Origin of the sequence: Vibrio sp. 10N.286.45.E10 (assembly GCF_002874195.2) — a bacterium.
GTDB classification, from domain to species: domain Bacteria; phylum Pseudomonadota; class Gammaproteobacteria; order Enterobacterales; family Vibrionaceae; genus Vibrio; species Vibrio crassostreae.
In genome coordinates this window covers 2549699-2565122 of record NZ_MCWD02000001.1, presented here as the reverse complement: position 1 = coordinate 2565122, position 15424 = coordinate 2549699, and the positions used below count along the sequence as shown (strand labels likewise).

The 15424-nt window shown below is 44.5% G+C and carries 12 protein-coding genes and 10 tRNA genes; all 22 read left to right on the top strand.

Features of this window, described 5'->3' with window-relative positions; genetic code table 11:
• Window positions 1-70: 70 nt before the first annotated feature.
• The 22 genes from BCU34_RS11310 (at window position 71) to BCU34_RS11205 (ending at window position 15424) form a co-directional block, all read left to right on the top strand.
• On the top strand, window positions 71-679 hold the full coding sequence (locus BCU34_RS11310) for a DUF4433 domain-containing protein (RefSeq protein WP_017104914.1): 609 nt from the start codon (window positions 71-73) through the stop codon (window positions 677-679).
• Between the two features lie 8 nt (window positions 680-687).
• Complete coding sequence (locus BCU34_RS11305; protein ID WP_102478621.1) at window positions 688-1755, top strand: macro domain-containing protein; 1068 nt, start codon at window positions 688-690, stop codon at window positions 1753-1755.
• Between the two features lie 212 nt (window positions 1756-1967).
• The gene (locus BCU34_RS11300; protein ID WP_017088307.1) at window positions 1968-2162 is read left to right on the top strand and encodes a helix-turn-helix transcriptional regulator; all 195 of its coding nucleotides are present in this window, start codon (window positions 1968-1970) and stop codon (window positions 2160-2162) included.
• A gap of 415 nt (window positions 2163-2577) precedes the next feature.
• Window positions 2578-3072 carry a nicotinamide-nucleotide amidase gene (pncC, locus tag BCU34_RS11295; RefSeq protein WP_102478625.1) on the top strand — a complete coding sequence of 165 codons (495 nt, stop codon included), beginning with the start codon at window positions 2578-2580 and terminating at the stop codon, window positions 3070-3072.
• A gap of 139 nt (window positions 3073-3211) precedes the next feature.
• Window positions 3212-4252, top strand: coding sequence for a recombinase RecA (gene recA, locus BCU34_RS11290; protein ID WP_017056586.1), 1041 nt, complete (start codon window positions 3212-3214; stop codon window positions 4250-4252).
• 331 nt (window positions 4253-4583) lie between these two features.
• Complete coding sequence (gene alaS, locus BCU34_RS11285) at window positions 4584-7166, top strand: alanine--tRNA ligase (RefSeq protein WP_102478622.1); 2583 nt, start codon at window positions 4584-4586, stop codon at window positions 7164-7166.
• A 220-nt stretch (window positions 7167-7386) separates the two neighbouring features.
• Window positions 7387-8568 (top strand): aspartate kinase, encoded by a 1182-nt coding sequence (locus BCU34_RS11280; protein ID WP_102478623.1) that lies wholly within the window; start codon window positions 7387-7389, stop codon window positions 8566-8568.
• A 92-nt stretch (window positions 8569-8660) separates the two neighbouring features.
• On the top strand, window positions 8661-8858 hold the full coding sequence (gene csrA, locus BCU34_RS11275) for a carbon storage regulator CsrA (protein WP_004415691.1): 198 nt from the start codon (window positions 8661-8663) through the stop codon (window positions 8856-8858).
• Window positions 8859-9332: 474 nt separating this feature from the next.
• Window positions 9333-9425 (top strand) — tRNA-Ser (locus tag BCU34_RS11270).
• Window positions 9426-9468: 43 nt separating this feature from the next.
• Window positions 9469-9545: transfer RNA gene (locus tag BCU34_RS11265), tRNA-Arg, on the top strand.
• Between the two features lie 44 nt (window positions 9546-9589).
• Window positions 9590-9682, top strand: a tRNA-Ser gene (locus BCU34_RS11260).
• An 89-nt stretch (window positions 9683-9771) separates the two neighbouring features.
• A tRNA-Arg gene (locus tag BCU34_RS11255) sits at window positions 9772-9848 on the top strand.
• 67 nt (window positions 9849-9915) lie between these two features.
• Window positions 9916-9992, top strand: a tRNA-Arg gene (locus tag BCU34_RS11250).
• Window positions 9993-10071: 79 nt separating this feature from the next.
• A tRNA-Arg gene (locus BCU34_RS11245) sits at window positions 10072-10148 on the top strand.
• A gap of 57 nt (window positions 10149-10205) precedes the next feature.
• Window positions 10206-10282 (top strand) — tRNA-Arg (locus tag BCU34_RS11240).
• 58 nt (window positions 10283-10340) lie between these two features.
• Window positions 10341-10417 (top strand) — tRNA-Arg (locus BCU34_RS11235).
• 57 nt (window positions 10418-10474) lie between these two features.
• A tRNA-Arg gene (locus BCU34_RS11230) sits at window positions 10475-10551 on the top strand.
• A gap of 81 nt (window positions 10552-10632) precedes the next feature.
• A tRNA-Arg gene (locus BCU34_RS11225) sits at window positions 10633-10709 on the top strand.
• Window positions 10710-11084: 375 nt separating this feature from the next.
• Entirely contained in the window at window positions 11085-11342 is a 258-nt protein-coding gene (locus tag BCU34_RS11220) for an oxaloacetate decarboxylase subunit gamma (RefSeq protein ID WP_004741884.1), read from the top strand.
• Between the two features lie 31 nt (window positions 11343-11373).
• Window positions 11374-13158 carry a sodium-extruding oxaloacetate decarboxylase subunit alpha gene (gene oadA / locus BCU34_RS11215; RefSeq protein ID WP_102478752.1) on the top strand — a complete coding sequence of 595 codons (1785 nt, stop codon included), beginning with the start codon at window positions 11374-11376 and terminating at the stop codon, window positions 13156-13158.
• Window positions 13159-13167: 9 nt separating this feature from the next.
• Window positions 13168-14298 carry a sodium ion-translocating decarboxylase subunit beta gene (locus BCU34_RS11210; protein WP_019825842.1) on the top strand — a complete coding sequence of 377 codons (1131 nt, stop codon included), beginning with the start codon at window positions 13168-13170 and terminating at the stop codon, window positions 14296-14298.
• A gap of 172 nt (window positions 14299-14470) precedes the next feature.
• Complete coding sequence (locus BCU34_RS11205) at window positions 14471-15424, top strand: NADP-dependent oxidoreductase (RefSeq protein ID WP_102478753.1); 954 nt, start codon at window positions 14471-14473, stop codon at window positions 15422-15424.

The window sequence follows — 15424 nt, the reverse complement described above, 5'->3', positions numbered from 1 at the left end:
TGAGTAGGTTAAATGACCTCCATTTACGTTTGCGAGTGTAGTTAGTATAGAAACGAATTGAGCAAAAAATATGACAGTAAAAGTTTCACATATCACGCATATTGATAATTTAGGGAGTATCTTAGAGCAAGAATGTCTCTGGTCTGATGATAAGCGTATTGAACTAGGGTTAGTGAATCAGAATATAGGTTATAGCCATATTAAACAGCGCCGTCTTGTACGCCCTGTAAATGTGGCTGCTGGCGGAGCTATCGGCCAGTATGTGCCTTTCAACTTCTGTCCTCGTTCTGTCATGCTGTTTGTTATCTATAAGGGGCACCCTGATTTTCAAGGTGGTCAAGACCGAGTGCTACACTTAATCAGTGATACAGATACTATTCGTTTGAGCAATCAGCACTGTTTCTTCACCGACATCCATGCAGACTTGGATTATGCTGAACAGATTGATGATTTTGATCGGATAGGTGAGCTAGATATTCAGCGGATTATTAATGAGAAGTACTGGCAAGATTTTAAAGAAGAAAAACAAGCTGAGTTTTTAGCTTTTGAATCAGTGCAATGGACCACAATTCACCAAATTGGTGTTAAGACGGAAGCTATTGCTGATGAAGTTAATGCTTTGCTTCAGGCTACACAGCACAAGCCAGAGGTTGTTATTCGACCTGAATGGTATTACTAGAGGTTACTATGATCATTTATCAGACAGGTAATATTTTGCATGATCAGGCTGACGCTATCATCAATACCGTAAATACGGTAGGCGTGATGGGGAAAGGCTTGGCTCTACAATTTAAAAAAGCATTTCCTGATAACTTTAAAGCTTATAAGAAAGCATGTGATGATAAATCTCTCGTAATCGGGCAAGTATTATCCGTACCTCTAAACTCAATCAGTGCACCATTTTATGTGATTAATTTTCCAACAAAAGCACATTGGAAAGGCCACTCTAAGCTTGATTTTATAGAGCAAGGTTTAAATAGCTTGAAAGCGGAGGTAAAGCGCTTAGAACTTAAATCGGTCGCTATCCCAGCATTAGGTAGTGGTTTGGGAGGATTATCTTGGCAACAAGTCGAGTTGCTCATTAAAGAACATTTAGCTGATATGCCTGATGTTGAATGGCGGATCTACCCACCACAAGCAGCACCTAAAGCAGAAGCTATGCTAAATAAAACTAAACGACCGGCTATGACAACGGGCCGAGCGGCTGTGCTTGGCTTGATAGAGCGCTATGTGTCAACGGGATTTGGTTATCGTTTATCTTTACTTGAAGTACAGAAGCTCGTGTACTTTCTAACAGCGGTTGGTGAGCCATTAAACAAGGTTGTCTTTCAAAAGCATCACTATGGTCCTTATGCTGATGTACTTCGTCACGTGCTCGATAAAATGGAAGGCCATTTTATTTCAGGTTATGCCGATGGTCTAAATAAGCCTGAAACACCGATTGAGCTTAAAGGCGATGCTGTAACTGAGGCTCTTAATTACCTTGAGCAGCATACAGAGACTAAACAGCGCTTTGATAAGGTTGCCAAGCTAATAGAAGGGTTTGAGTCTCAAAATGGTATGGAGCTACTATCAACTGTTCATTGGGTAGCAACTCAGGAATATGGTGATAAAGTTCTAACGAGTGAAGATGTGATTAATGGTGTTCATGGATGGAGTGCGAGAAAAGCAAATATGAAGTCAGCTCATATTTTGGCTGCTTGGAATCGATTGCGTGAACAAGGGTGGTTGGACAGTAAAGCGCCAGCGTTGTGATGTGAAAACCTATGCTCTCTTTTGTATTTCGATGAGCAATTTATTATGCGGGTTATGTTCTTAGTTAATGAAAAAGCCCTTTCAGCCATATCGGTTGGAAGGGTTTCATTTTTTTTAGCGATAGATAATGCAGCAAGGAGTTGGCGGCGTCATCCAAAATATTTTAGATATATGTCATTACCGTGAACATCAATATTCAGGTAAGGCATGACATGAATAAAATTAAGTTAATAAAATTAGAAGCTGTGATTGAAATGACGACTTTGAGTCGCTCTGCTATCTACAGGGGCATAAGAGAATGTCGGTTCCCAAAGCAAGTACGTTTGAGCCGTCGCTCAGTTGCTTGGGTTGAAAGTGACATTCAGAACTGGATAAAAGCACAAGTCGCGGAAAGGCAGAACATATAGATTTGAGAGGGGCAGGCTAAGGCCCTCTTTTTTTGTTTTGAGGATATAGGATGTCACGGTTTTAGGTTTGCCGAATACTTTAGTTTGTAACTGGAAACTTTGCAGGTGCGGACAAAAAGCAACCGATTGGAATTCGAGATAGAGAACTAAGGTTTCTTTTCTATCAATGAGTTAGCTTTTTTGGTTAGTGTAGGTAAAAGTGTGGTTTTTAAATATGTTTTACTTTAAGTTGTTGTTTTTAATGTGATTACATACTAATGCATCAGGAGTATGTTTTTGATCGGCTTTCACAGTTAACTTCTTTCGTTTATTTCTATTGCGGCTTAGGATACGTGAAAGCGTTTCGTGCGAAAAGCGGCTGATGCGAAAAGATGCGAATCCAAATGATATGACAGTAAATAAAGGGAAGCTGATGATGCAGATGACTCAAGACCTTAGTGAACAGCTTGGACATTTACTCGCTAAACACAAACAAGTGTTAGTGACGGCTGAATCTTGCACTGGCGGAGGTGTCGCGACTGCAGTCACTGACATTGCGGGCAGTTCTGGGTGGTTTGATCGCGCTTTTGTTACTTATAGCAATGAAGCCAAGCAAGAGATGATAGGTGTGCAGCTTAAAACCTTGATTGAGTTCGGCGCGGTGAGTGAACCTGTGGTGATAGAAATGGCCAAGGGTGCACTACAACATTCAAATGGCACTATTTCTGTGTCGATCAGCGGTATTGCTGGCCCTGGCGGCGGTACAGAAGAGAAGCCCGTTGGTACCGTCTGTTTTGCTTGGAAGGCATTAAACGGCTGGGATAAAGTGGAAACGAATGTATTTACAGGTGATAGATCACAAGTACGCCAACAAGCCACGCACCATGCCCTGCAAGTTATTTATGATTACCTATCAATGGAAGGTAAGTAACATTTGTACAAATTATTTTCATACAGGTATGGACACTGTATGAATCAACAGTATAATGAAAGCCAATTAGTCACCCTTATGTGGGTTAGAAATAGATTCTAGATCGCTTGTTGAGACAACCGATTATGTGGAGATAGAGATGGACGAGAATAAACAAAAAGCGTTAGCCGCAGCCCTTGGTCAGATTGAAAAGCAATTTGGTAAAGGTTCTATCATGCGTCTTGGTGATAACCGCACAATGGACGTAGAAACTATTTCTACAGGTTCTCTATCTCTAGATATCGCACTAGGTGCTGGTGGCCTACCGATGGGACGTATCGTAGAAGTTTACGGTCCAGAATCATCAGGTAAAACAACGCTAACGCTTGAGCTTATTGCTGCAGCACAGAAAGTGGGCAAGACGTGTGCTTTCGTTGATGCGGAGCACGCACTAGACCCTATCTACGCTCAAAAGCTTGGTGTTGATATCGATGCACTTCTTGTTTCTCAACCTGATACGGGTGAGCAAGCGCTTGAAATCTGTGATGCACTGGCTCGTTCAGGTGCAATCGACGTTCTTGTTATTGACTCAGTAGCAGCACTAACACCAAAAGCAGAAATCGAAGGCGAAATGGGCGACAGCCACATGGGTCTTCAGGCTCGTATGCTTTCTCAAGCGATGCGTAAGCTAACTGGTAACCTTAAGCAGTCTAACTGTATGGCTATCTTCATCAACCAAATTCGTATGAAGATTGGTGTGATGTTTGGTAACCCAGAAACAACAACTGGTGGTAACGCTCTTAAGTTCTACGCATCTGTTCGTCTTGATATTCGCCGTACTGGTGCGATTAAAGATGGTGATGAAGTTGTTGGTAACGAAACTCGTATCAAGGTTGTTAAGAACAAGATTGCTGCACCATTCAAACAAGCTGAAACTCAAATCCTTTACGGTAAAGGCTTCAACCGCGAAGGTGAGCTTATCGACTTAGGTGTTAAGAATAAGCTAGTAGAAAAAGCGGGCGCTTGGTACAGCTACAAGGGCGATAAGATCGGCCAAGGTAAAGCTAACGCTGGTAAATACCTACGTGAAAACCCAGAAGTTGCTCTAGAGATCGATACTAAACTTCGTGAGTTACTACTGACTCCTGCTGTTCTTGAAGAGAAAGACGTAGAGAAAGAAGAAGAAAACGAAGAGCTATAAGCTAACGTTTTATAGAGTAGATGTTTGAAAGAAGCATCCGCTTGAAAGAACTTAAAGCCTCGCATATTTTATGCGGGGCTTTTTTATTGGAGCAGTTCCGTCGAGCATGTATTTGGTCAACTCTCTTTTGTTGACTGAGTTTCTTCGGTACTAGATCGTCGATTTACTTCTGCTTTTCCACGGCTAGATATAGTGGAATATTCTTCATTTTATCGAATTCCCACTAAAATCCTGCCCAAGGGTGTCTTTTCTACAAGAAAACTAGTCGAAGCCTTAACCATGATCTACAATACGGCAAAATTCTAACTCGACTATTTTCAGGAAGAGCTGCATGTACATGAGCACTGATGAGGTTCGCAATGCGTTCCTTAAGTTCTTTGAGAGCAAAGAACACCAAATCGTAGACAGTTCATCGTTAGTTCCACATAACGATCCAACCCTGCTATTTACTAACGCAGGTATGAACCAATTCAAAGATTGCTTCTTAGGCGCCGAAAAGCGTGCCTACACTCGAGCAACTACGGCTCAGCGTTGTGTACGTGCGGGTGGTAAACACAATGACCTTGAAAACGTAGGTTTCACGGCTCGTCACCACACGTTCTTCGAAATGCTAGGCAACTTCAGCTTTGGCGACTACTTCAAAGAAGAAGCGATTGGCTTTGCTTGGGAATTCCTGACTGAGACTCTTCAACTGCCAAAAGACCGTCTGCTGGTAACGGTATACGAGACAGATGATGAAGCATTCGATATCTGGAACAAAAAAGTAGGTGTTCCTGCTGACCGTATCGTTCGCATTGGCGACAAAGAAGGCGGTAAACAGTTCGAGTCTGATAACTTCTGGACGATGGGTGACACAGGTCCTTGTGGTCCATGTACTGAAATCTTCTACGATCACGGTGAGCACATCTGGGGCGGTCGTCCTGGCACACCTGAAGAAGATGGTGACCGTTTCATCGAGATCTGGAACAACGTATTCATGCAGTTCAACCGTCACGCTGACGGTACAATGGAACCGCTACCTAAGCCTGCTGTAGATACAGGTATGGGTATTGAGCGTATTTCTGCAATCATGCAGGGCGTTCACTCTAACTACGAAATTGATGTATTCCAAAAGCTAATCAAAGCGACAGCGGAAGTTGTGGGTCATGACGATCTATCTAACCAATCGCTACGCGTTATTGCTGACCACATCCGTTCTTGTTCATTCCTAATCGCTGACGGCGTTATGCCTTCCAACGAAGGTCGTGGCTACGTTCTACGTCGTATTATTCGTCGTGCAGTTCGTCACGGTAACAAGCTTGGCGCACAAGGCGTGTTCTTCCACAAACTTGTGGGTGTACTGGCTGAAGTGATGGGCTCTGCGGCAGATGAACTTAAGAAACAGCAAGATCTTGTTGAAAAAGTACTTCGTATTGAAGAAGAGAACTTTGGTCGTACTCTAGAGCGCGGCATGGTTATTCTTAATGACGCACTAGACGCACTTGAAGGCAAAGAGCTTGACGGCGAAACAGTTTTCAAACTTTACGATACATACGGCTTCCCAGCTGACCTGACTAACGATGTAGCTCGTGAGCGCGACTTTACTATCGATGAAGAAGGCTTTGAGAAGGCGATGGAAGCACAGCGTAAGCGTGCTCGTGAAGCTGGCCAATTCGGCACTGATTACAACGCGACGATCAAAGTAGATACGAACACAGAGTTCTGTGGTTACACAGCAACTGAAGGTGCTGGTGAAATCTCTGCGCTATTTGTGGACGGCGAAGAGGTATCTTCACTATCGGCTGGCGACAAAGCAATCATCATCCTTGAAGAGACACCATTCTACGCTGAGTCAGGCGGTCAATGTGGTGATGCTGGTACACTAAAAACAGCGTCGGGTCTTTTCAAAGTACAAGATACTCAGAAGCTAGGTAACGCATTTGCACACCACGGTGAGCTAGTTGAAGGTGTATTTGCTAAGGGCGATAAAGTAGAAGCAACGGTTGATGCTGAGCGTCGTGCTGCTATCTCACTAAACCACTCTGCAACTCACTTACTTCACTCTGCATTGCGCGAAGTTCTAGGTGAGCACGTTGCTCAGAAAGGTTCTTTAGTTAAGCCAGATAACCTACGTTTTGACTTTTCAAACCTTGAAGCGGTAACACCGGCACAGATTAAAGAAGTAGAGCGTTTGGTTAACGCACAAGTTCGTAAGAACCACGTGATTGAAACCAACATCATGGACATCGAGTCAGCGAAAGAAAAAGGTGCAATGGCACTGTTTGGCGAGAAGTACGATGATGAAGTGCGCGTTCTATCTATGGGCGATTTCTCTACTGAGCTTTGTGGTGGTATCCACGCAAGCAACACAGGTGATATCGGCCTATTCAAGATCACCTCTGAAGGTGGTATTGCTGCGGGTATTCGTCGTATTGAAGCGGTAACGGGTGAATCTGCTCTAGATGCAGTAGAAGCTCAGGCTAACGCTTACGAAGAGAAGCTTGCTGAATCAGCTAAGAAAGCGAAATCTCTAGAGAAAGAAATCCAACTGCTTAAAGAAAAGATGGCTGCTGCAGAAAGCGCAAACATCATGGGCAAAGTAGAAGACATCTCTGGTACTAAAGTTTTGGTTGCTGCAATTGAAGGCGCAGACAACAAGAACCTACGTACTATGGTTGATAATGCTAAAAACCAAGTAGGTAGCGGCATCATCCTGATCGCAAATGTAGCAGACGGTAAAGTTGGCTTGATTGCTGGTGTAACCAAAGACCTAATCGGCAAAGTAAAAGCGGGTGACCTTGTTAAGATGGTTGCTGAGCAAGTTGGCGGTAAAGGTGGCGGTCGTCCAGATATGGCTCAAGCGGGCGGTACTGACGTTGAAGCACTGCCAGAAGCACTTAAATCTGTGCGTACTTGGCTAGAAGAGCGTCTTTAAGCTTAAGTAATTGATACAAAGATGCCCAATCAGTTGATTGGGCATCTTTTATTTTGCCTATTGGAAGCGTGTTTAAACAAGGTTTGATTGAGATTAACCAAGAAGTCTAATGGTGGCGTTAGACTCCTTGGTTAATTTTTTATTGCTTCGCCCTGACGCGGAGTATGTGTTTTTTTGTCATATATAGACATTGGTCTTGGGAAGGTGAGGACGGGTGAAAATGCCTCTTATCGTGCAGAAATTTGGTGGAACGTCGGTGGGTTCAATTGAACGAATCCATCATGTAGCAGAAAAAATCATTGAAGCGAAAAATGAAGGGAACCAGATTGTGGTTGTCGTTTCTGCTATGTCTGGTGAAACAAATCGGTTAGTTAACTTAGCCACACAAATCGATAGTGTACCAAACGCTAGAGAACTGGATGTGTTGTTAACGGCTGGCGAGCAAGTTTCCATGGCCTTGTTAGCAATGACGTTACACAAGTTAGGTTATGAAGCGACATCGATGACTGGCTATCAAGCCAAGATACACACGGATTCTAATCATAATAATGCAGCGATTGAGCGTATTGATACTGCCCCGATTCAAGCACTGTTAGATGACAACCAGATTGTCATTGTTGCAGGCTTTCAAGGATTCAATGCGAAAGGCGATATCACAACATTAGGTCGCGGTGGTTCAGATACTACAGCGGTAGCGCTTGCGGGTGCCTTACAGGCGAAAGAATGCCAGATCTATACTGATGTAGATGGTGTTTACTCTTGTGATCCTAGAGTCGTGAAGCAATCTCAAAAATTAGATACTTTAGACTTCCCTTCTATGGAAGAGATGGCCCGCCGAGGTGCTAAGGTTTTGCATCTTCCGTGTGTTCAGTATGCATGGCAGCACAACGTGCCATTGCGCGTGCTTTCAAGTTTTGAACAAGGCGAGGGCACATTGATCACGGGTAATCAGTGTTTGAATGATATTGCTGGTATCGCTATTCAAAGAGATATGGTGCGTATCGAGTGTTTGAATGAAGACTTACCGTCTTTCATTTCACATTGCCAACTGTTGGGGATCGAAGTCTGTAGTGTGATCGAGGAAACAGAACGGGCAGCACTCATTATTAAACAAGACATAAGTGCCAAATTAAAACTAGTTTTTGACGAGAAAATCCGTAATAGTGAACAGGTTAGTTTGTTAACTGTGGTAGGAAGCCGAACACAAGAAATTGTGGTCAGTTCACATGGATTGTTGTCTGAAGGCGAAATTGATGTACAGCATCACTTATTGCAGCAGCAGTCTTTAACTTTGGTGATATCACCAACGCAAGTCGATATGGCTGCTAACATATTACACAATGCATACATCGTAGCGCGTGAAACACAGGGTTATCCTAAAAAAGAAGTGCATTTTGGTTAAATAAACTCAATCGATAGTTTACGAAAATATAACTTTTGTTGGATAATGCTCTCGTAGCTAGATAAATTTAGAGATTACTCAAGGAGCAAAGAATGCTAATTTTGACTCGCCGCGTTGGCGAAACACTGATGATTGGTGATGAAGTAACAGTTACTGTACTAGGCGTTAAAGGCAACCAAGTACGTATCGGTGTTAACGCACCTAAAGAAGTATCTGTTCACCGTGAAGAGATCTACATGCGCATTCAAGCTGAAAAAGGTAATGGTAACGTTGCATCTGGCAACTACTAATACTTTTGCGTAGAGAAGAGGCTAGCATTGTTGCTAGCCTTTTTTGATCTTGGGGAATCGAAACACTCATTTTGACATAGATGAGTTAGATAACGGTTCGGTCTCAAAGTGGTGAAGTGAATGCTTTGTGATGTTGTGAGATACAGACAAGGCTGAACAGAACTGTTGCTCTCTATTTTGTTTGGCAAAACTCAAGATTTATTAGCTTCCCCTATGGCGCAAATACGCATCCCGTAGTATTGTGCCAACAGCGGTAGCACTTGCTGCTGGATAAATTAGATAATTGTTTTCGGCTGTTTATTATTGCCAATCTTTCACCTTAATTTTTAAGGGAAAAAGCGCGATTTGAATGTTATAAGTTCAATTTGCAAGCGCTTTGATTAAATAGCAAACGGTTGAGTGTTTTTGTCCAGTTTTTTTCAATAAAGTGTTTGACATATTTTCGGTAAAACGTAATATGTGCCTCCGCAAGACGGTGAGGTGGCCGAGAGGCCGAAGGCGCTCCCCTGCTAAGGGAGTATGTGGTTTGTAGCTGCATCGAGGGTTCGAATCCCTCCCTCACCGCCATTTCTTGCGAGTCTAAAATTAGCAATTTAGACAATGTAAATGTGCGTCCTTAGCTCAGCTGGATAGAGTACCTGGCTACGAACCAGGCGGTCGGAGGTTCGAATCCTCCAGGACGCGCCATTCTCTCTTCTCTTACTTGTAAGTGATTTGAGAATAATGAATTAGGTGAGGTGGCCGAGTGGCCGAAGGCGCTCCCCTGCTAAGGGAGTATGTGGTTTGTAGCTGCATCGAGGGTTCGAATCCCTCCCTCACCGCCATTCATTACAGGCCGATGGCCTTTTTTTTTCTTCGTAGCAAGAAGAATGTGATATGTTTCACAACTTCATTCTTAATGAATGAACACCGTGCGTCCTTAGCTCAGCTGGATAGAGTACCTGGCTACGAACCAGGCGGTCGGAGGTTCGAATCCTCCAGGACGCGCCACTATTTAAGGGTTTATTTCTTTTAAGAATGAAAGTCCTTGTATTGACTAAGTTGATACTAAAACCGTGCGCTCTTAGCTCAGCTGGATAGAGTACCTGGCTACGAACCAGGCGGTCGGAGGTTCGAATCCTCCAGAGCGCGCCACTATTTAGGGTTTAGTTCTTATAAGAATTTGAATCCTGATATTGATAAATCGTTCGTCGAGAATTAATATCAAAACCGTGCGTCCTTAGCTCAGCTGGATAGAGTACCTGGCTACGAACCAGGCGGTCGGAGGTTCGAATCCTCCAGGACGCGCCACTCTTTAGGGTTTCCTTGTGAACTCCTGATATTGGGAATACTGATATCGAAAACCGTGCGCTCTTAGCTCAGCTGGATAGAGTACCTGGCTACGAACCAGGCGGTCGGAGGTTCGAATCCTCCAGAGCGCGCCACTATTTAGGGTTTCTTTTATGAACCCCTGATATCGGGAATACCGATATCGAAAACTGCGCGTCCTTAGCTCAGCTGGATAGAGTACCTGGCTACGAACCAGGCGGTCGGAGGTTCGAATCCTCCAGGACGCGCCACTCTTTAGGGTTTCCTTGTGAACTCCTGATATTGGAAATACTGATATCGAAAACCGTGCGTCCTTAGCTCAGCTGGATAGAGTACCTGGCTACGAACCAGGCGGTCGGAGGTTCGAATCCTCCAGGACGCGCCACTATTTAGGGCTTCTTTCTTATAAGAATGAAATCCTTATATTGATCTGTTGTTAGTAACAATGAATTGATATTAAAACCGTGCGCTCTTAGCTCAGCTGGATAGAGTACCTGGCTACGAACCAGGCGGTCGGAGGTTCGAATCCTCCAGAGCGCGCCACATTATTAGAAAAAGCCTCGTTTATACGAGGCTTTTTTTATGTCTGCTGTAAAATTGTTGCAATAATGTTAAATTTGTTCGTTGTTTAACTTGTTGTATTTAAAGTGGTTCTTGATTACTTCTTTGTTATTCCACCTTTCTCATATCAATTCCCAGAAAAGTCCCGTTTAAGTCACAGTTTAAATATCTAAAAATGACGTATTTGACAGATTTATGTGATCTGATAGGCGAATAATTAACCTTATGTGTGCGTTATCCGTAACAGAACCTTAAACAAAATTGACAAACTTTTACCAATCGAGATAATCCATGGGTCGGGATCACTATTCGCTGAAATCCTGTACGTATGTCAGGATGACGAAGAAAGGAAGCAACATGACTAATATTGGAAGCCTGCTAGGAGATGCGGCGACTCTAATGATAACGGGGATGTCCGTTGTCTTTATTTTCCTAACTATTCTAGTTTACCTCGTTCGGTTGATGTCAAAACTGGTACCAGAAGAAGTACCTGAGCCGATCGCAGCACCTAAAAAAATTCAAAAATCACAATCAAACCCTTCAGCTGTTAGTCCACAGGTAGTGGCAGCAATTTCGGCCGCGGTTCATCAATACCGTGCGTCTACTGCTAAGTAGCATTTAAAGGATTAAAAAGGAGTTTATGAGCATGTCTAAACCACTAGCTATCACTGATGTGGTACTTCGTGACGCGCACCAGTCACTATTTGCTACTCGTATGCGTATCGAAGATATGCTACCAATTGCGGCAGAACTGGATAAAGTCGGTTACTGGTCACTTGAGACTTGGGGCGGCGCGACGTTTGATTCGTGTATCCGTTTTCTTGGCGAGGATCCATGGGAGCGTTTGCGTGAGCTGAAAAAAGCGATGCCAAACACACCAATGCAGATGCTACTGCGTGGTCAAAACCTATTGGGCTACCGTCATTACGCGGATGATGTAGTAGAAAAATTTGTTGAACGTGCCCATAAAAACGGCATGGATGTATTCCGTATCTTTGATGCGATGAATGACGTACGCAACTTTGAAAAAGCAGTGAAAGCAACGATCGACATTGGTGGCCATGCTCAAGGTACGTTGTCTTACACAACCAGTCCGGTTCACAACTCAGATACTTGGGTTGATCTGGCTAAGCGTCTAGAAGACCTAGGTTGTCATTCACTATGTATCAAAGATATGTCAGGTTTATTAAAGCCTTATGAAGCGGAAGAGTTAATTACACGCATTAAAGCATCGTGTGATGTTCCTCTAGCGCTACATAGCCACGCGACAACCGGTCTATCGACAGCAACAGCGGTTAAGGCCGTTGAGGCGGGTATCGATATTCTAGACACGGCTATCTCTTCAATGAGCTGTACTTACGGCCACACGCCAACTGAAACGGTTGTGGCGATGTTAGAAGGTACAGAGCGCGATACGAACCTTAAGCTTGACCAAATTGAACCAATCGCATCTTACTTCCGTGATGTACGTAAAAAGTACGCGAAATGGGAAGGGCAGCTAAAAGGCGTCGATTCTCGCATCTTGATCGCTCAGGTTCCTGGCGGCATGTTGACTAACATGGAAGGCCAGCTGAAAGAACAAGGCGCAGCCGATCGTATGGACGAGGTTCTTGAAGAGATTCCTCGCGTACGTAAAGAGCTTGGTTATATTCCTTTGGTAACACCAACTTCTCAAATTGTCGGTACTCAAGCGGTTATTAATGTTCTAACGGGTGAACGCTACAAGAGCATCACTAAAGAGACTGCCGGTCTTCTGAAAGGTGAATACGGTCAAGCTCCTGCGGAAGTGGATGCTGAACTGCAAGCGAAAGTTCTGGATGGTGCAGAGCCGATTACTTGTCGTCCTGCTGATTTACTTAAGTCTGAAATGGATACGTTAACGACGGATCTGTTAGAGAAAGCGAAATCAGAAGGTATCTCTCTAGCTGAAGATACGGTTGATGATGTACTGACTTACGCACTCTTCCCACAAGTGGGTCTTAAGTTCCTTAAGAACCGCCGTAACCCTGAAGCATTTGAACCTGCACCAACGCTAGAAGCTGCGGCTCCAGTTGCAGCAGCTCCTGTACAAGCTTCTGGTGGTATTGAAAGCTACAGCGTGAAGGTTGATGGTCAAGTTTACGACGTTGAAGTTGGCCCACAAGGTGAACTTACATCAGTAGCGCCATCTGCAAAACCTACTCAAGCGGCTCAAACTGCACCATTAGCAGCTTCTGACGCTGAAGCGGTTCCAGCCCCATTGGCGGGTAACATCTTCAAAGTAAATGTTCAGGCGGGTGCTGAGGTTGCTGAAGGCGACGTTCTGCTTATCCTAGAAGCGATGAAGATGGAAACGGAAGTTCGTGCTGCTCGTGGTGGTATCGTTCAAGAACTGAATGTTAAAGAAGGCGATGCAGTTACTGTAGGCGCTCCACTACTAAGCTTAGCGTAAGGGAGTACCATGGAAGGATTGATGACCTTATGGTCTGAAACAGGGATTGCTAACTTCGAGTTCGGCCAGATCTGTATGATGCTGGTCGGTTGCTTGCTGTTGTTTTTAGCAATTCGTAAAGGATTTGAACCGTTACTTCTACTACCGATTGGTTTTGGTGCTGTATTAGCAAACATCCCAAATGCTGGGTTTACTGATCCCGGTGGTTTACTGTACTACGTTTACTATATTGGTATTGAAACGGGTATTTTCCCACTGCTGATCTTTATGGGTGTTGGTGCGATGACGGACTTCGGTGCGTTGATTGCGAACCCTAAAACATTGTGGCTAGGGGCTGCGGCTCAGTTCGGTATCTTTGCAACGCTATTTGGCGCGATCTTGTTGAACTATGTTCCAGGAATGGAGTTCTCGATGGCCGATGCTTCGTCAATTGCGATCATTGGTGGTGCCGATGGCCCAACTGCGATCTTCTTGGCGAGCAAGTTATCTCCGGATCTTTTAGGTGCCATTGCCGTAGCAGCTTATAGCTACATGGCATTGGTTCCTATTATTCAGCCACCAATCATGAAAGCGTTAACGTCTCCTGAAGAGCGTAAGATTAAGATGGCTCAACTTCGTCACGTTAGCAAAGCAGAGAAGATCCTCTTCCCGCTTGCTGTACTGCTGATGACGATTTTGTTCCTACCTTCAGCAACACCTCTAGTGGGTATGTTTTGTCTGGGTAACTTGATGCGTGAAGCGGGTGTGGTTGATCGCCTATCGAAAACAGCGCAAAACGAACTGATTAACGTTGTGACTATTTTCCTTGGTCTCGGTGTTGGTTCTAAGCTTCAAGCGGATACTTTCTTGAACTTAGAGACTCTGGGTATTCTTGGCTTAGGTGCGGTCGCGTTCAGTATTGGTACTGCGGGTGGTGTATTGATGGCGAAGGTTCTAAACCGCTTCTCGAAAGAGGACATCAACCCATTGATTGGTGCAGCTGGCGTATCAGCGGTTCCAATGGCGGCACGTGTTGTGAACAAGGTAGGTCTTGAAGCAAACCCTCAGAACTTCTTGTTGATGCATGCAATGGGTCCGAACGTAGCAGGTGTACTTGGTAGTGCGGTAGCTGCGGGTATTCTATTAGCGCTAGTCGGTTAATGGATTACTTAGGTCATGTATCGTTACGTTAATTGGTCGTCAATTTACGAATGAGCGGTTAACTTAGCCTTATTAAATGGTTTATAGTCAAAGGGATGCTTTCGCATCCCTTTCTTTTTATTAATTAGGGTGCTTGCTCACTAGGGCTTTTATCAATCAAGGAAATGTGGAAATGGAAAATAAACAGATTGCGATTACTCAATTCGGCGGCGTCGAAAACCTTAGTATTCAAACCAGTGCGATTCCTGAGCCTAAGGCTGGAGAAGTGGTGGTTAAAGTTTCCTTTTCGGGCATTAATCCGATTGATGTGAAAACCCGTGCTGGCCTTGGTTGGGCAGCAGCACAAAACAAAGACAACCTTCCTTGGGTACCGGGATACGATATTTCGGGTCAAATTGTCACGCTAGGCGATCAGGCTGAACGTTTTACGGTTGGTGATAACGTGGCGGGCTTTATTGGCTTTCCACTGCAAGGTGGCGGCTACAGCCAATATGTTTGTGTTCCAGAAGCGGCGTTAAGCATGGTTCCTGATTCTGTCACCTTAGAAGCGGCAGCGGCATTACCACTCGCGAGTCAAACAGCGGCACAAGCGCTCAACAAAGCCGAAGTGAAAGAAGGCGACCGCGTGCTTATTTTAGCGGGTGCTGGCGGCGTTGGTCACCTTGCGGTTCAAATTGCAGTAGCCGCAAAAGCCGAGGTTTACACGACCTGCAGTGAAGCCAACCTTGATTACCTTGCGACGTTAGGTGCTCACGCAATTAACTATAAGTTTGCGCCAGCGTCGGAAAGAGTTTCTGATGTTGATGTGCTGATTGATTTGGTCGGTGGCGATACCGCGCTTGATGCGTTGAAGTGCCTGAAAGACGGTGCAAGAGTGGTGACCGTTCCGACCCTATCTGCTGAGTTGATCTGCGAAAAAGCGACACTATTAGGTTTTACTGCATCAGGCATGTTGGTTGAGCCAAACCCTGAGCAAATGGACACTATGCTCTATATGGTTAGTGTCGGATTGCTCAAAACAGAAATTCAAGGTATTTACCAGCTAGACGAGGCGCAGTCGGCGCATCTACAGGTTGAAACCGGACACACCAGAGGCAAGGTGCTACTTAAAATGCAAGAAAGTTGA